The 19,687-nt window shown below is 36.2% G+C and carries 4 protein-coding genes; all 4 read left to right on the top strand.

Annotated elements, in window-relative coordinates:
* The first annotated feature begins 32 nt into the window (after positions 1-32).
* Complete coding sequence (locus tag CSEC_RS00300) at positions 33-8,057, top strand: hypothetical protein (RefSeq protein WP_041016426.1); 8,025 nt, start codon at positions 33-35, stop codon at positions 8,055-8,057.
* A gap of 121 nt (positions 8,058-8,178) precedes the next feature.
* Positions 8,179-11,739, top strand: coding sequence for a tetratricopeptide repeat protein (locus CSEC_RS00295; RefSeq protein WP_154017587.1), 3,561 nt, complete (start codon positions 8,179-8,181; stop codon positions 11,737-11,739).
* 130 nt (positions 11,740-11,869) lie between these two features.
* Positions 11,870-14,185: a hypothetical protein gene (locus tag CSEC_RS00290; RefSeq protein ID WP_041016424.1), complete on the top strand. Its 2,316-nt coding sequence runs from the start codon at positions 11,870-11,872 to the stop codon at positions 14,183-14,185.
* Positions 14,186-14,266: 81 nt separating this feature from the next.
* Complete coding sequence (locus CSEC_RS00285; RefSeq protein ID WP_041016423.1) at positions 14,267-19,666, top strand: SNF2-related protein; 5,400 nt, start codon at positions 14,267-14,269, stop codon at positions 19,664-19,666.
* The last annotated feature ends 21 nt before the right edge of the window (positions 19,667-19,687 follow it).

The following is a 19,687-nucleotide window of genomic DNA, read 5'->3' as shown; positions in this document are numbered from 1 at the left end:
ATCCCTCATTTTTTAAGACCCCTATTTTATATATGAATACTGACAGATCTTATTTTTCACCTCCAAGAACCTCTTATGAGAGTCAATCTAGCGGAAACAATCCAAATGATGATCATTTCGATCATTTGCTTCAATCGGATGCTCAAGAGGAATCTGTAACTAATCAAACGGCAGATTATCCTCCCGTAAGCTTTCAAGAATACTCGCTAGGTCCTGTCATTGAACAAGAAATTGAATATTCAGAAGAAGACTTTAATAGTTGCTTAAATCAAGGCTTTTATCAAAAAGCCGCTTCTTTCCTTAAAACTTTATCAGAACAGTCAAATGAGTCGTTTCCTTTATATCTAAATATATTTAAAGAGTTTTTAAAAACAAAATGTTCCGACTTAATAAATTTATTTAAAAATAAAAAATTTGATGAGCTTGAAGCGATTATTAAAGGGCTATCCATTGAATGCTGGGAGACCTTGGATATTAGTTTAATGCCCTATGCGGAAGGTTATCAAGCACTTCTTGTCCAAGCTAAAAAACTTACAAATTATGATAAATGGCTCGAAAGATATCCTAAAAGCATTTTTTTCTTCTATAAAGCTTCTCGTTTAGATTTTCATAAGAAAGATTTCGAATCCTATCTCTTAAAAAGCAATAAGTTTTTAGAAGCGCATGACCCTTCAAGAGAAGACCCTATTCAAATTTATAAAGGCTGCCTACAGCATATTTACTATTGCAAATTTTATGCGCTCACTCATATCAATGCGGATAAAGAGATTGTTAAGTCAGAATTTGAAAAAATTGCCGGGTTATGGGCCGATAAAGGGGACCTATATTTTAACTATCTGAAATTTTTAGCTACCGATCCCTCGCAAGAAGTCCAATTTTTATTCATTTTAAAAGCAGCTTTTGAAAGAACCGAAAATTTTAGTCGTTTTTTTTATTTTTTAGCCAAAAATTTGTACAAGAAAAAAAAATATGAAACAATTAATAAGATTTTCAGTAGCATAAAAGAGCTTTCTCTTCAAATTGAACCTCTATACTTTTATAAATTTAACTATCTTCTTTTTAAAGCAAATCAATTGCTTCTCAATAATTGTGAATCTTTCTTCAAATCAGCTTTTGAAACTTTACATGATGAGAAATTAAAAACTATTTTCCGAGCCGGTTTTTACCGTTTTCAAAATAATTTTGAAGCCTTGCTTCAATGTTTGGATTCATTAGATGATAGCCTTCCCAATAATTGCTTAAGAAATTCTATCAAAGCTGAAATTTTTCTTTATAGAGGACATCTGGAAGAAGGGTTTTTAGCCCTTGCCCCAATTGCAAAAGAGCATCCTGAAGCCCCCTTTGATAGAGACCTCTTTACGCTTCTTTGTTTTTCCACTCATCGATATCAATATGCGGAAATCAACCGGGGCAGCAACAAAAATAACTCTTTTTTGGATGTGTTATTTCGTCGTTTTTCAAGTCTATCCAGAGGGGGTTACAAGCCAAGCGCTAAAACTTTCGCTAATTTAAATACCTTGCTCTCAATTGAAGACTCTGACTTCTGCTTGCTCGCTTATTTGTTATTTCTTGAGAGCTATTCGTATAGATTTGGTGCTAAAAGAGAGGAAGCTGTCTCAATTTCTGAAAAACTGATAGAGGGAGATAAAACAAACTCTTTTTACCGCATCCTAAGCCTAAGAACTCTTCCTGATGAATCCATAGGGCAAGCCATCGATGAGCTGCTATTAAATGGATCTAATTTAAACTACTTTATTCCAAAAGAGCTTTCTAGACTATATGATACAAATAAAGCCGCCTATAACCCCTGCTTAAAAGCTGCCTTTATTAAACTATATCTTGCAGCCACAAGTCTTTATTACAAAGAAGCGATCTTGGAAGATTGTCTCGAAACCTATAAAACCTACTTTCTAGAGATAACCGATAATTTTAGCCATGTTTTCTTAGTTCCGGTACCCATAAACGAGAGAGAAGACAAAGATCAATTCCACATAAAACGGTATCTCTTTCTTCTTCTTGAGCTCTCCAAAACATTTTTGGCGAAAAAATCTTTTAAAGAGTCTGCTGAGCTTATGCCTAAAGAGGATCTTTACCTTAAATTATTAAGTAGCAAGGCTAAAGACCATGAGCGGGAATCTGTAAAAAGTTTTATTGCGTCAATCACTTCTTCACGTGTGTCCCACATTCTTTCCTTTAAAGAAAAATTGAGTTGCACGGTTAGGAAAACAGGCAGTCTTATTCGATCTCTTATAAGTCAAAGCAAGTACGAAGAAGCTTTAAAGCTATCGGAACAATGCCCGCTTTCTAATGAGATACCGGAAGAATCCGCTTTGATTTTAAGAGAGAAAGCCATTGCGGAAAAAGGTTTAAGAAAACTGCCTCAAGCGCTTGAATCCATCAAAAAAGCCATTCGGCTTTTTCCAAACTTACCGGGGTTTTTACTTGGAGCTGAGATTGCCCTCCTAAATAAAGAGTATTCTTTAGCCCTAAGCTACTACGAAAACTGTTTTCCGGGTGATGGGCCAATTCATGAAGCCAAACATTATCTTGGACGAGCCAAAGCTAAAATTGGAGCCAATCATGCGGATCCAAGTATTCTTCTAGATTTGAGTACTTTTATTAATCAAATTAATTCAAGTCAAGTTCAAGAATCCCAGCAAATCGAAGCCCACGAACTTTTCTTTTCAAACTATTTAAAATTGCAAGGTGAAGCACCTGCTGCAATAGAGATAATTTCAAAAATTTTACCAAAGAGCTCTACGATTCTTTACTTAAGGGCCCGCTATTATCAAAGCAAAGGTAGGTATGATAAAGCAATAGAGGATGTTCTCGCTTATGAAAAATTAATGGACGGAAACGGGGATTTTGCTGCTAAGGAGACTCCCTTGGTTACATTGCACATCACCGAAGTTTATTTTTTCGCCAATATCTGCCAAGGCAGATCGCAAGCGGATTATGTTTCCAAAATTCGATCCCACGTAGAACAGCATCCCAAATTTTTTAATCTCTGTTATCAGTTGCAATTTTATTCGACTAAAGAGGATCCAGAACGTATTAAAATGATCCTGGATCTTATTACAAAACATTATCCCGAAAAGACTAAAAACCCTAGATTTTCAGAAGCTATTACGATCCATAGAGCTAAGGCACTATTTTTTGAAGGAGACCTTTCTTTTGCAGCCCATGCCATAGAACCTTTAATACGAATCAAATTTCCATCCCCTGTGGTTGCCATATTGCTTGTATTAACCAAAAGAGTCAAAGAAGCAGAAGCTCTAGTCCTCTCTTTTCCCGAGGGTCCTTCGAAAAAAATAATTAGCTTTTGGAGTAATTTAGACAGTGTGCAGAGCACCTTGGATAAACAAAAACTCTCAGCTTCTTACGAAGCAGAAGTTTTTAAGACAAACGAGCTTCTTTATGCCCTTTCTTACCTTCATTTTTTAAAAGAACTTGATTTTTTAGAAAGCATCTTCCCTTTTATTCAGAGATTTTGCAAATCTTGCGGTTTCTTACAACCTTCTCTTGCCATTTTGGCTGCCGGCATAATAAGTGCTCAAAATAGACATTTGTCTCTTTTTATTCTTGATCTCGGACTCAATCACTCAGAAAAGAAATTCAAGATATTTGAACTCTATATTGAGACTCTCAAATCAATTATAGAGAAAGAAGGAGATAGCGCTGAATTAAATACTCACTTCGCAAAATTATTCTCTTTTCGGACGGGCTTTCCGTACGAAAATATAGATACTAATCGAACTCAATCGATGCTTAAAAAACTTTTTAAAAGAAGTGATGCCTCGATCCTTGAACTCTACAATGAAAGATTAAAAGGTTTAGGCTCAATTCAAAGCCCGGGAACCAAGCTGCAACCTATCGAACTTGCACTCCCTATTTCAAAACCTGTCTCTTATGTTCGAACAATTGTTCCACAAATAACCAAGGCTCAAGCACCAATATTGCCCAAACCAAAAGACGGAAATCAACCGATTTCTAAAGTTGCCGCCTCAAGCTCCCTCTTGCAAGCTCTCCCCCTTTACGCCCCGGCAGTTAACCAAAAAATAACAGCGAACCCTATACCGCCAAAACAAGTAACACCTCCAAAAGCCTTAAATGAACCTTTGCAAGCAAGCCTTCAAAACATAGCGATGGCCCAAAGAGCTGCCACTGCTCCAAAACCTAAGGCTGCATTAGCTCTAAATCAACAAGTCACTCAATTCCCTCGGCCGGTTCCTCAAGTGACAAAACCGATCCCTTATTTACCTCTGATGCTTCCTGTCCCTCGCATCTACCCGCTTTTGCAAATAAAGCCGCCTCCTCAGCTAAACCAAAGTCAAAGTCCAACTATCGGGCAAACTGCGCAAGCTTTGCCTCATTCTAGCAATCAAACATATCCCCTTTTGCAAAGAACTGTTCCCTTAGGTGCACAAGTAGTAGGTCAAACGCTTCCTATAAGTCAAAGTAGTTCTCTTAAGCAAAAAAGGGTCTTTCAATCAGAAAGAGAGACAATCCGAAAGCTAGCTCAACCGGTCCCCCAACAGTTTTTTTCAATTCCTCCTATGACGCATGCCGCCTATCCACTTCAAGCTCAAAAAACTCAGGGTTTGACACCTCTTTTATTTACTCGAACCGAACCGCGCCCCTCCCAATTACCGGCCCAATCCATAGGCCACGCTTATCTTGAAAAAAGATCCCTTGATGTAGCGTCCAAGTCACAAGCTTATGCGGTTCCGACTGCACAAGAAGTAAATGATAGAGAAAAGCCTTCCGATCCATCTCATAACTTGCACGAATCCGATGTTCAAGCCGTCAATGAAGAATTCCCAAGAGAATCACCTCTTGAAATAAGCACGCTTTCACACGAGAGAGAGAATCAAAGAAATACCCATTTGGAAAACATCCCCAAAAGCAAAAAAATAAGAACTTCCTCAAATGATGCGGCTCAAGAGTCAGTTGAAACTTTGGAAAATGAGATCACTGCTTCAAGCATTCTAGAGGAACAAGGAAGAGTTGCTTTGCTTAAAGAGTTTGAAAAAGCACCTGAATCTTGTCCAATAGAGCTTTCAAGAAAAAGAAAACTGGAATCAGAGATTCCCCTTAAGCCTGCTTTAGGAGAGTACTTGAAACATTTTGAGGATCAGAATTTTCTAGATGATTTACTTAAAAAAATCGAAGAGGATGCACCTGCAAGCGCAATTGTAGAAGCAAGTCCTCTCGCAACTTACGATCTGAATCAAGAAGTCTCATATGTATATGATCTCATTTCAAAAATAGATAACAGAGGGCTTTTTCTTGGCGATCTTGTCGACTATCGACTTAAAGAGTATTTAGAATCGCAAATGATGGGAAATTTTCCTGTTGTCTTTATCTCAAGGGTTGAAAATTCGGACTTTATTTTCAAAGGTAACTCGGAAGCATGCCTTCTCTTTGAATACCTTATAAACGATCCTAGAAAAGTTATTTACTTTGCTCCCAAGTCTTCTTTATCTGAAGTAATCTTAAAATTTAAAAAAATAATTTTAGATAAAAAAATAAATCTAATAAAAGAGCGGCTGAAAAACATTAAGAAAAATTTGGAAAGAAACTATCTAAGAAATAATGTAAAGCTTATGCAAACGCTTCTTTTCCTCATAAAAAAAGCGAAAGAAAGCGCTCCTTCCGAAAATGACTTTAAAGCAAGTCTTCTATCCCTTGAAACCGAACTTCAAGAATTGGATAGAAAAGGGAGCATCAACCTATCTTCAACCTTCAATAATCTCGAAAACTGCCCCCACATTAAAGCAAAATTAAATTCATCTTTTTTTACTTTTCTAGCATCCCCTGTTAGTTCTTTAATTTCTCAAGACTTAAAGGTTGGAAAGCTTATTGTTCTTGCAGCTGAAGATGAAAAAACAGGAATTGAAAGTAAATTACAACTCTCGAGTTTAGAAGTCTCAACCATTTTCTACCCCCCAAGAGATCTAGATGAACGCTTTCGAATTGACGCCTTGCCTTTAATGATTGTGGATATGGACGAAGATAGGCTTTCTAATTCTTTGTCCAAGCTATGGAACTTTTTACCCTCAACCGATCCTGCTCTACGTTCTAGATCGCGCATTGCTTTTCATACATTGAGAAAAAAAATAGAAACGATTCTGCAAAATCCAATCTCTACTGATCAAAAGCTTCTTGAAAATGAGTTTGAAGCTTTAAAAGCTTACTTTTCTATATTGGTTGAATTCGCAAATAAACTTAGAAGCTCTCACTGCTCTATTAATCTATCGAAGTCATTTTTTGATACCTATATAAAATACGATAATAACAAAATCGATAAAAAACAGGCTGTGGCTTTATTCAGACGGTTTTTAGAAGAATATGCCACTAATCGATCTTCTATCTCATTTTGGCGTGACAAGTTTGAAAAGGAGGTTAGGAGTGGATTAGATGAGACTGAAAGATCAAGCCGCCCTCTTACTGATTTTACGCCCCCTATTCCTATTATGAGTCAAGAACCCCTTTTGGAAGAACGTTTAAGGCGGCGCAAAGAAAGAGAGACAGAACTTGAAGAAAAAAAAATATGCGAAGCTCAAGAGCTTGCTGCTTTCAAGGAATTCATGTCTGAAAGCGAATTATCGGGCAATCTTGAAGCCATTTCTTTCAACTCTATAACAAACCCTCATGAAGCGGGTGGGGCTACCTTTTTCATAGAAGAGTCTCAAAAGCTTGTAAAAATTAATAGAACATCAAAAATCCCACCGCTCCTTCAAAAAAAGATGCTGAAAAGGGCTTTTAACTGGACTAAGATGTATCCTGTAGAATCTATCAGGTACAAAAAAACTTGGCGGAAGGAAGAGGCTGCTTTCGAGATGCCAGATGCCACTCATGCCGAGAAAAACTTACATCTTCTTAGAACGAAATTGTTCTATCTCAATATGCAGTATACAGCTTCAGTTGAAATAAGGAATGCAAGACTAGAACTTTATAAAAAATGTGATGAGTGGCTTAAAACTTCTAGCTCTCAATTAAATGAAAATGCCAAGTCGGCTTTGATCGCGCTCTTCTATAACCGAAAAAGGACAATGCCTTTTGGCTTTGCCCAGGAACGCGATAGGAAATATGCTGAACTGCAAAAGTATCCCTCTAAGCTTTCAGATGAGAAAATAAAAGAGAAAGTTCTATCCATTCATGAGCACTATTTATACTATAAAGATTATGCAAATAACTTAGGTCGCGGTGTCAGCCAAGGAATGGATCTTGTAATTAAAAGCTATGCCAAAATATTAGAAGAAAAGCTTGCAACCCCAAGCCTTAACGTTTTCAGCGATTTTGAATCTTCATCGGGAGCCTTTAAATTATTAAATGAATTTAACGACTGTCTTACCTCGCATCACAATTGGCTTAAATTCAATTCCATTAACGATTCTAAAACAAAAATTTACCATGAAACTGTTTATAATCTTAAAAAGGATTTCTGTAGAATAAAAGAAGCTTTCTTAAATCACTGTTTTTTGGAATTAAATCAAAAAAATCTTGAGTTGATTGAACATGGAAGAAATGGCAAAGACAAAACCTCAACTGTTTCTTTGAAAAATAAGTTTTATCTTAATTGCCAAAAGATCTTCGATGAATTTTACTCTTTGGAACAATGGGCTCTAAGTAACTTGACCCAACCTGAGGGAAAAGTAAAGGAATTAAGAAATCAAAACCGTGAAATCTCAAAGCTAGTAGCTCACTTTTACTCAAACTTTTCACCCCTTTTAGCATCCGAAACGGGAAAAAGATCAGATCTTAAAATAAATTTTAAACTTTATCTTATGAAAGAACTAAGAATCGCCATAACTAAAAAGATGGAACATTTAAAAACATATAACGAAATAACTTTGACAAATCCATACAACATTGTATCTGCAAGTCAAGGCGACTTAGCAAAGAGCCATCTAATTAGTTTACAAAAAGAATTACAATATTTCCATGATGGACTTCTAAAAGAGGCCCAAGGGAATGAGAAGTTAGCAAAAACATTGAATGAGTTCCGAGAATTTATTCAAACTAATTTTAAAATTATAACCCAAGATGATTAGAACTTATACATTAATTTTTAATTAATGACTTTTCCTATTATTAGCGTGTTGATTGGAATTTAATCTTTCTTTAATGTTTTTTTAGAAAAAACCCTATCCTTGATTTTATCTAAAGGTCGGTATGCATAATCAATACGATTTTAAAAAAACATTTATCACAGAATTAAATATACAAAGTCCTGTAGTAGACACTGTTGGACGAAGTACTGTTGAACCAACTGCAAGACCAACTATGGAAACAACCCACACCTACCAAAGGGTTTTAAGCGAAAGTTTCACTTTGCAAAGTCAAGAAGAAGTAGAGCTGTACTACGATCTACCAAGTTTTATGCTTACGAAAGCAAAACGTTTGTTTCAGGAAGGGAAGAAAAAAGAAGCCTTGCAGATTTTACTTAAGGCTCAAACAAATCAGACGGATTCTCCTGAAGCCATTCTTTTGACTGGCATAATTGCAAAAGAAATTCAGCTAGAAGATAAAGAGGCTGATTATTGCACCCTTTCGAAAAATGCCCTGCTTGCGGCGGCATCACACCCTTCTACGAGAGAAGAAGCCTATGAAAATTTAGGGTTTCTTTACCTTCAAACAAATATGGCTGATTTTGCGATAGAGGCTTTTCAACATATTAGCAGCCCTAAGGTTTCTATTTTATTACAAATTGCAGGGTTGCAATTTTCAAGAAATAGCTTTGATGAGAGTCTTAAATGTTACTTTCGCGCTTACTTTCATCGAGATGCCGATAAGAATGAAAGAAAAGAAGCTTTGGAAAAACTCTACTTTCTTAGCCTTAAACTTGAAAAAATAGCAGATGCCTTCACCTATGGGGAATTACTATACCCTAATGACCTGCCGGAAGCTGGTTTTCATGTTTTAGATATTATTCAGTTCTATTGCAAGGAAGATACAATTAAACCTCTAAAGGCCTGTTTCAATTATTTGATCAGAAAGAGAGTCCAACTCTTAGAACCTTACAGGCAAGTTCTGCGGTATCTTGGAAGGATTGAACGATATAAAATTGTCATCGAACTTTCTAAAAAGATGTTAGATAGATTGCCTTTCTTGGACCCAACTTTTGCTAAGTATTGCCTTATCCTTGCCTATTATGCAGAAAAAAATTTTAACCAATGTTTTGAAGCGTCTAGAGGGTTAGATTACACCAAATGCGAATCAAAGGAAGTTTTAATGGCTTGGGGATTTTCTGCTTTAAAAAAAGCCATGCCGCTAGAAGCCTCGATTATTTTTTCTAAAATGCTTTCTCGAAATCTTTTAAATAAGCAAGAGTGTCTTTTTATCTTTGATGCATTCGGCAGTTTAGGATATTCAGAACTTGCTTTAATGATGTTGAATCGAAGTGAACTATTTTCAGACTTTGAAAAAAAAGAATATGGCGGGAAGTTTAAATATTATAACGAAAGACTTATGTCGACTGTTTCTGAACCCACCCTAAGTGAAAAAAAATTTAAAGATGATGAAGAGGAGGAGGAAGAACTTGAGATCGGCTCTATTATGCCTCGAAGCGCAAATCTTCCTTTTTTATCCCCTCAGATTCCTTTAAATTTATCAAAAGAAGAGGAAATTTTAGAATTTAAAAAATCTGCAGGTCTATTAGTAAAGAATCTTTTTTTTGACCCTGATCTTAGAAGCCTCTTAGAGGAAACTTTTAAAAAGTATGGGATTTTCGGCATTCCTTTTCCAAGCGAAAAAAGTGATGAATACTTAGAAAAGCTCTATAATTTTGTAATGACTAATCCGCAAAGAAAATCTGAATCGCTTTATTTTTCAAAGCTCTTGATCTCAAATTTTCTCCCCCTTTCACCTCAAATAGGTGAAAGCTTTTATAGCATCTACGAAAAATACCCGGAGCTAATCCCTATTTTTAAAACCTCTCGGTTTTCAGTACTTGTTAGCCGATTAGAGGCCTGCCACCCCATCTTTCCTATAAACGAACTCTTAGACTTTGTTTACTATGTGACTTTAAGACATATCCAATTCGGAACGCCATTTGAAGACCTTCTGCCTCCTTCAATTTTCTATATCTCCCTAAAAATTACCCCAAAAAATGTGGTTTTTATTTCTCCTTTTGCGATCTCGATTAAAGAATCAAATATTGAAATAAAGAAAACTGCTTTACCAGACGTTTGTTTGGGAGAGCTTCATGAACTACTAGGAATTAATCGAAAAGGGCTTTCATGCCTTTTAAATTTTATATCTCAAAAAAAAAATCAAGTCTTTGTGAGATTGCAAGGCGTTACATTAATTGAGGAAGTAAATGACTTTACTTTCAAAGTGGAAGAAAACTCTTTCAACCTTGTTAATGCCCAAGCTTTTTCCGCCCTAAATCGAACTTTTGCTGAAACTTCGTTCCTTTCCTTCCCAAAATTACCAAGTCTTCCCCCTCTTTTGGAACAAACTTTTAAAAGCAGGCCTCTTTTTCTAAAATCGAACCTTAGAACAGGAGCCGCAAACTTATTTTCGATTTTAATAAATCAAACCGATTCGTTAAAAAGCCCTTTTTTGCTTGTCCTTGATGAAAACATCAAAGGCGCTTTCCTTAAAGAATTAAAAAAACAAGCGATACTTCATTTCTTGAATACATGGAGTACTTTAACTGATTTAAATTCTTATAAAATAAATGTTTTTAATTCTGATTATAAAAGTATTAGGGCCTTTTTTAAAGAAGAGCTTATTGAATATAAACAAAGTTTTCAAAATATAAATTTAACTTTGGAAGAAAAAGAACAAAGAGAAGCTAAATTTCAAGAATTGAAAGATTTAATTGATCTCTTAAGCCGAGTTAAAATAATTATCGAGGAAAGGGCTTCAAATTTAAATTTATTTATGTTTCCAACCCAGCTTGACGAGCCCATCCCTACCTTTACTGCTTTTCTAAAAAGTTTTTCCCCATGTCCGAATGACTCTACGGAAACAAAAGTCATTATTTTGGGATTCAATGAATGGCAAGTTAATAAAAATAATTTTCATTATCCAACTCTCTACTTACAGGAAAAAACAGAATTTATTTTGGAGGAGCTTTTTCTGATCGAAAAGCTGACATTCAGGGAGATCTCCTGGGCCTCCCCCCCTATATTCAGATCTTTCAAATCCACTTTCGAAGAAATTTTAAATAATGTTGTCGATACCGTCAGTAACAATTATGATTTAAAAATCACTTATTCTTTATTGAAGGTGCTCTTTTTAATGAATGAGACTTATTTAAGAGAGAAACAAAAATTTACAGAAGAATCTGATGGCTTAAAAGAAATCGAATACAGGGATGAGGAAGAGAGAGTGCAGGTGCGCTTCAAAAATTTATTAGAACAAATCAATCAATATTTTCTAAAATCAGAAAAACCCCGTATTATCTTTTTTGAAGAAACCATCTTTATTTTACATTCATTTATAAAAGAAGATGCAAAACAATTAATTTTAGATTTAAAAAAACCAAATTATGCATTGCCCTCTGATTTTAAAGGCAGCGGAAGCAAGAAAAGAATGCATGTTGGACCTATTCCAAATCAAACACTTTCAGATACAAACTATTTAGAAAACTTATCTCAGAAAATCGCAACTTTGTCTAAGAAGAGAAAAAAAGATGCCCCCGAGTCAAAAAAAATTTCTAATAAATCACTTTTAGGCGAAATTGTAATTAAACCCGAAGATCTTTTTTTAATTAAAGAAAAATAGATGTTAAACATTTTTTAATAATGATTAGAATAATTTTTTTAGTAAAAATTAACTCTTTTTTAAATTTTAACAATTCTTTATCATTACTAGAAATAATTATATTATCATGTAATAAAATTAGGAATACAAAATGCAGCAACAACCATTAAGTCCTTGTCTTTTCCTTGGGATGACCCAGTATCCTCCCACTGATCTAATAATTCCTAAATCCTTTGAGCTTGAAGAAGGCGAAATAGGAGACAATACTCCAGAAACTCCTGTAGATCTTATCCGTCAGATTGAATCTCATATCGAAGCCGGAGAGTATGTGAAGGCAAAAGACCTTCTTTGCCAGGCTTTTTCAAAAAATATTTTTGATGATACCCCTTATTATCTCTATGCTAAAACCCTTTTTGCGCAAGGTCTAAATAAATTAGCTATCCACTACTTAAAGGAGATCGGAAACCCGAATGAAATGGCAAGAGAACTCCTTGTATCTTGCAGGAAACGTAAAAGAGAGGCGAAAGAAGAACAAAACAAGCTCGCCGCCAAAAGAGCAGAAATTGCAAGAGAAGAACCGGAAATCAGTACTTCAGGCCCAAAGTCTAATTTAAGTTCTATTTCATCAGAGGAAGCTGCAGAAGAAGAAGAATCGGATCGCCCTGAAAAAAACCTTTTAGAAGATAAAGTTTCAACCCCAGCTCCTCAAGAAAAAGAAGAATCTTCCGGGGAAGCGGTTCTTCATGAAACTCCTTCTTTACAAGGCAGAATCACTCCTTTAAGCTCAAGCGAGCTTGAAGATAATTTAAGCAGCCCCCTAAACTCTATTCTTCCAACCCCAGCTCCTCAAGAAAAAGAAGAATCCTCTCCTGAGGAAGTTCTTCCTACAACTTCTTTTTTAAAAGATAGAGTCTCTCCTTTATGCTCGCACGAAAAAAATATGGGTATCGGAAGCTCTTCAAGTTCATCTAAAAAAAATGAAGAGGCTTCCTCTTCTAGACAAAAACGTTCATCAAGAGAAAAAGAATCTTCCCAAGAATCGAGAAGAGACTCGAGATCCTCTAGAAATGAGCGGGAAGAAGACAAAAGATCCTCGCATTCTTCAAGCAGGGACAGGGATCATGAAAGAAATTCTCAAAGTTCCTCTAGAGAAAAAGAATCAAGAAGCTCAAGGAAAAGATCATCTGAAAGCTTAAGAGATTCATCAACTTCAAGATCAGATCATTCAAGAGACAGTCATTACTCTAGATCTAGCAATTCTTACGAAGATAGTTCTTACTTCAGAGGTGAAAGATCAAACGACAGATCCTCCTCTCCAAGTTCTCGCGGATCTTATAGCTCAAGATATGAATCAAGCAGCTCATATCGATCGAAAGAAGACTCTAAAGATGAAAAATCTATCAGAGAAAAAGAGTTTCAAAAGCCAAGGCCTTATTCAGAAGATGAATTGTCGCGCAAAAAAAGAAGATTGGCAAGCCATACAAACAAGGATGAGCGACCCATATCAAGAGATGAAGAAGTGGGATCGTTAAGTGTTGCCCACCAAGAAAAACAATTGGATGCGGGAAGCGTCTCATCTTCAGAGAGTTCTCAAATGATTGAGAGAAAAGATCCAAAAACACCTGCCGATATTTTTCCAACTTTAAGGTCAGGGGCGGATTTTTTAACCAAGTCTCTTCTAAGTAACGGATTGTCAGAAGAATCTTTAATGACTTGTCGTATAGGCATTCCTAAGCTTTTATCTAAAGATGTTATTCAGAATGTTTCTTATCGTATAGTCCCCTTAAAATGGCGAAGTATAAAGCTATATCCGGTAGATTGGCAGGGAGATAAATCAAACTTCTGTGAATCTTTGATTGCAGGGTTTAATTTGGATGAGTTTTTCATTCAGCCAAGAAAAACGGAAATGCGGGGTGTACCCGATAAAAAAAACCCGACTCTTCCAAAAAATTCGGAACAAGCTAGAAGTTTTATAAAAAGAAACGTACGTGAAGCGAATGATAAATTGGACTTGCTAAATCAAAAAGACATGCGGACTTATAGCCAACCCGCCCCTCACATGATCGCAAGATTGAGTCCTGATCAGTCTTTAAACAAAATTCGATTTAAAACCCAATCCATTCAGGTTTCGAATCTGCAAGAAGAGGGAACGCACAATACCTCAGGCGGGGTATTTTACTACGTTTACAGATGGCTTTGGAAAGGATTGCAACAAAAAAATCACATTCTTCCAGGGTATACCGATTTACTGATTGACGGCCCCCTTCTTGAAGCTCTTAAAAACAAGGGTTTTGTTATTAAAATTTTTAGAACTGAAGATGTCGCTTTAGCTCGTTCTAAAGGTGAGCCTTATGAGCCTATCACGATTCCGGGACACGACATGCAGTCTACAAGAACAATCAGGCTTCTTCAAACCAAATTAAATGATGGCACTTATCACTTTGATTTGCTTTACCCAGAATCATAAAAATAACCTTTACTCAACCTATAGTTACTATAGGTTGAGTTTTCATGTAATTTAATTATTCCCTAAAAAGGCGCTAATCCTATGCAATGCACTTTCCCCTCAGGTGACCCCTTACCTCAAATTTATCCTGAACAATTTGTTCCAGACACTCTTTCAACCCCTATGGATATTGAGAGAACAAGGCCTCAGTTCAGCTCTCAAAAATTCAATAATTTTCTTGTCAAGTTTCAGTACAAAAATGCTCTTGATTACATCAAAACATTTAAAGATAGCTCAAATTCATCTGATTTGGAAATTCTTGCAAGCCTTGGCATCGCCTATTTTTTAAATAATAAAGTTCATAAAGGATTTGCGATCTTGCATAACCTTGAATCCTTTGGGCATAGCAAGTACATAAAATTACTTAAAGCCCACTCTTTAATGGCAACACACTCCTTTATTGAAGCGCTTTATACGCTAAATGAAATAGTTAGCCAGGAACCCTCCCCTCCATTAGAAATTCTTATCTTTTACGGCCTTTGCTTTACAAAAGTGCCCTATAGCGGGGACATCATATTAAAACAAAATTTTGTAAGAGCGATCTATGGTTTTATCCTTCAAAACATAAATAATCATTCGCAATTTTCTTTTTTCGGATCTGCAATTTTTCATGCAAATCTCTCTTTGGATAGCAATCTTGTAGCATTAAATTATATTTCCAAATCCTTGTCCAATCTTATTCTTGGCTTAAAAAACGGAACACACTACGGATCGATTCTAATACAGCTCAAAGAAATGGTTTCAAAAATTGAGCGCTTGGATGAACAGCCTGTCAAAAATTCGCACCAAATAGAATTAATTAAAATTCTAAAAAATATGACTTCGGTTTTTAGAGAAAGCTTAGACTCTGCAGATAGTTCAATCTGTTCTCTTAAACTCTACGATGCTACCAATGTTTTTGCTTCATCTCTTGCCCTTGAGCTCTCTACCTATTTTAAAAGAGAGGGTACTGAAGAAGAGATGATTGCTTCCATATTAAAATGGGAGCTTGAAACCCTTGATTCTATTGGCACTTCTCTAACAAACAGCGATCCTGTTCAGCTTATTCCGGCAGCTCTTACAAGAAAAAGAAAGCGTACCAAAAGAATACCTGCCACTAGATATTCTGGCTTAGAGGTATTGAGTGGAAGAACAAAACCTATCGCGTTAACAAAATTATTAAAGCAAGCCTCTGAAATCACCCTCGATACCATTCAATCTTGTTATAAAGAGCTTGTCGGCCTGACTTTAACATGGTTTGAAGAAGAAAAAGAAGCCATTCAAATATGCTTTAGAGACAACTTTGAAAGCGGTGAGTTTAAGGTTGCCCCCTTTAGCTTAGATCAAAAAGTGGTGCAAACTTTATTTTCGAGACTGGAAGAGTGCTTCGCAAGCTATGAAGAAGGGGCTTTTAAAATAATTGAAAGCTGCTTCATGCATTTTATAACAAAGGCAATACCCTGGGTTAAAGTTTCCGCAAGAGATAATTTAGAATTCATCAATTCAAGAAAATTTAAAGCCCTTCTTAGCGGTATTGATGAAGAAGAAAGTGAAGAGGAAGCCATAGATGAAGACCTTGAAGACAGATTGGTCTCTAAATCAAATATTGAAATGCTTCATGGCCTAAGAAGGAATATCTTATCCTGGATTCAGGAAAATCCTTTGAAATTTATAAATTTAAAACAAGGGTTCCAAAAAAAACAGCCGGTAATTCTATTAAAATCAAATAAGAACGGCATGGAATGTGTAGCAAGCACCCTTTATTTTCAAAACGGTTTTTGGCCTGTCTCCTTCATTTCTCAAAATGATCTTTCTCAGAAAATTCTTTCCCATTTATGTGAGGATGCTTCCATAGTTGACGTACAAAGCGGGTTTCTCAACCTTGAGCAAAAAGTTCAATTTAAACTTGCCTTAGATCGATCGCAGTTTAAATTCCAAGAAGACGGTAACGTTATCCCTTTTATTGTTTTAAGATCCAAAGAGAATGGTCTTGGCGCTGCAAGTGAATCTGACAGAACTTGCGAAACTGATTATGAGCCTCAGACAAAAAGAAGCAAAAAAGGGCGAACCAAATTGCTTTTTATGAATTACACGGATATAGATACTTTTAAAGACAAGTTTAAATGCGAACTTTTAGATTTTTTGAATTTTCCCGTCATCCAAGACACTAGAAAGATAATCCATAAACAACAGTTTAGAGAAGCCGTCTCAGGATCTAATCTTCCAAGCCCCCTCCACAATACGCTTTCTGAAATTTTAAGATTAAGCCCAAGCGATTTAGGGGAAGTATCCTACTTTCAAAGATGCTTAAAGCTTTATCAGCAGATTTGCGTTTCGAAAATGATTGATCTGCATCAAAGGGGTATTCCGGGCGTCCTTTTAGCTCCTCAACCCGGCCTTGGGAAAACCCGTATGATGGCGGAGTTTTTCATGTACCTTTTAAAGGAGACACCAGGCCCTATTCTTTATTTAGGACCGATTGCCACTGTTTTGCAATCTATCCAGGAATTTCAAAGAAGCTTCTCTGAATCAATCCTTGATTTATTAGATGAGATCATTAAAACCTTGCCTTCTTTTACATTTGAAGAGTTAGCTCTCGATGGCTTTTTATCCTCGAAAGTCTTCTTCTCTTGTGTTCAAAAACAAATTTCTTCCTATAGCCTAAAAAAAGTTCAAATTGAAAAAGAGATTAAAGAGGGGGAAGAAAGAGTTGCCCTTATCGAGTCTTTGCGAGTCGCTCTTTCAGAAAAAACAAAAAAAGAGAAGCAAGTTCTAGATTATAAACTAGTCGCATTAAAAGAGACTCTCGCATTAATTGGGTCGAGTTTGGATAAACTGGAAGCTTATAAAAATTCCATTTTAAAACTTTCAAGAGATAACCATTACAGCCATATTTTGGAGCCATCTAATCTTCAATTGGATAACGACCCTGATATTTTTGAAAAATGCTTTGGGAATAAGTGCTATACGCTAATCTCTTTTGATATTTTCAATGATTTTATAGATAAACCGACTTGGGAAAAAAATTATTGCTTTTCAAAAAAGCGCGCTGAGCTTTCTGAAAAAAGCTGCATTGTGTTCTTAAATCTTGAAACTCTTGATAAAAAAGAGCTTGGACTTGCTGATATGCCTTGGCAAGCCATTGGAGTCGATGAGGCCCAAAAAATTGCCAACGCAACAACCAAACACTACAAATTGGTAAACGAATTAATTCTTTCAACGAAAGAGAAGTTTTCAAGACCTTTCGTGCTGCTCTCTACAGGGACGCCATTTATCAATGACGTTTCCGAATTAACGACTTACTTAAATCTTTTTGCGCCCCAAAGGCAAAGAAACCAAAGCCCTGAAATTTTGAGCATGGTGGCTATCGCAAACCAATTGGAAATTAAGAAACGCAGATTTCTAACTAAGCTTTCGTCTTATTTTGAAAAGCCTAGTAAAAAGAAAGATGCCAAAGAAGATCTCTTTAAAGAACTTCTCGCCCTGTTTTCTCTTTCCGAATCTTTCAAAACGACTCTAAACGCTGTGTCTATTCGAGTGACAAGAGAAGAAGTAGTCAAACGCTATGAAGAAAAACTTCCAAAAATCATACCGTCTATGATTACCCCCTCATTGGAACACTTTGAAGAGCAAAAAAACTGCATCAATGAAATCGAAAAAACTTATCACGAAAAGCTCAAATCAAAAGTTAAATCCATAGATGGCTCTCTTAAGTTTTTTATTGCCTATGTGAAAAGAATTTGGCGAGTGGCCTTTCATCCAAAAATGAAAGTTGAGCTGGAAGAAAGGAATCGATTATCGGCCAATCTTTCAAGGAAATCGCAAGGAGAGCTCTTAGAATTCGCAAAAGAAAGCGCCCTTCTTACAGAAATTTTTGATCTTGCTAATGAAGACTATTATAATGGAGAGTTTTCAAAAAAGCTTGAAAAGGGGGTGGTTTTCTTTGTAGATGAGAAAGCCATAGGTTATGCTTTTAAAAACTTGGTTTCAGGCTTATTTGATGCAGAAGCCCACATTATCACAGGCGAGGATGAGGCCGAATACCGAAAAATCATTATAGATGGTTTTGAAAGAGAGATGAAAAAAGGAGAAAGGCGTGCCCTTATTCTTCTAATACAATCCTCGGGTCTTGCCTATAATATTTCCAAAAATGGCTCCTTTGCCTACTTTTTTTGTGGGGATTTTAGAAGTGCCGAAGTAGAGCAAAGCATGTCCCGAATCAACCGTTTGAATTCCCTTAAAGAATTTATCGTACTTTATGAATTTGATATCCCTCCTGTCGGTAAAAGAATCTTATGGCATCGTTCCAAAAAAGAAACCTTTGAAGGCTATTATTTGAACGAGCTTACAAGTGAAAACCTTCCCGAACTTTTCATGAAATTATATCATGGGCTTTACAAATCATTAAATTTTCCTTTCTACAAGGGAACTAAAAAAAGAGTCAGACAAAATCTTAAAGCCTTCTTTAACAAGGAAATAGAATCCGGCAAAAATCTTTACCTTAAAAAAATCCAGGAAAAAAACCCTCTTTTGGTCGAGCCAAGCGAAGGGGTTGAGGAAGACCTCGCGCTTGAGGAAAACCCTCAAGAAGATTTAGAGCTGGAAGCTCAAGAAGCTCTTATGACGTTAGGCCAAGTCAGACGGGAGAGTTTTTTCCCTCAAAGACAACAAGATGATTACGAGCCGACCTTTGATAGAGTTTCTATCAGTGATCCCCTGGAAGAAAGCCTTTTCGGATTAAATGAAAGCGATTCTGAAAGCACCCTAAATGAGGGAGCCGCTCCAAGCAGACCAGCAAAAGGGAAAGAAAAAGTTGGAAAATCTTTAAACGAGCTTGCAGAAGAGAGAGCTTTAGAAGAGAAAGAACAAAAGAAAATAGAAAATTTCCTTTTAAAGTCTCATCTTAATTCTGAAATTATAAGAGACTCAATTATTGAAACAACCCTTCCTTTTGAGAGAAAAAAATGGTGGATTCTTCCGTTATGCGTTCATGGGGAAGTGCTCAACCCTAAACCATTGGAGGAGGAAGAGGAAGGCGAAATAAGAGAAAAACCGGCTTTTTGCCATAACCTTGAAAAAGCCCTTCAAGCTGGTATGAGACTTGTAAATGCTCCTATTTTAGAGGTTAGCCAAGCTTTGCCTCACTTAAGCGGAATTGGGCTAACGGCAAGAACTTCCCTTTATGACTTAAAAAAAGCCCACCCAGCTGTAGATAAACTTCTTTTTGATCTTCTTCAAAAAAATACGCGGAATGACTTAAGCATTGAAGCTCTTAAAGACATCATTATAAATATGGGTCTCTATGTTTCAATTTATAAAGTCGTATCAAAAGAGGGTCAAACAGAGATTTTAAAAATTCCTTTTGTCCCTCAAAGGTCAGCCGGTGACAGAGAGGTTGTTTTACTTGAACTTGGAAGCGGTTCCATTTTCCACTATGACTTGCTCTTTCCATTTGGTGTATGATTTTATTGGGCAAACAGGTTA

The organism is Criblamydia sequanensis CRIB-18 (assembly GCF_000750955.1).
Lineage (GTDB): Bacteria > Chlamydiota > Chlamydiia > Chlamydiales > Criblamydiaceae > Criblamydia > Criblamydia sequanensis.
The sequence above is the reverse complement of the archived record's forward strand: the minus strand, read 5'-3'. Positions and strand labels throughout refer to the sequence as shown.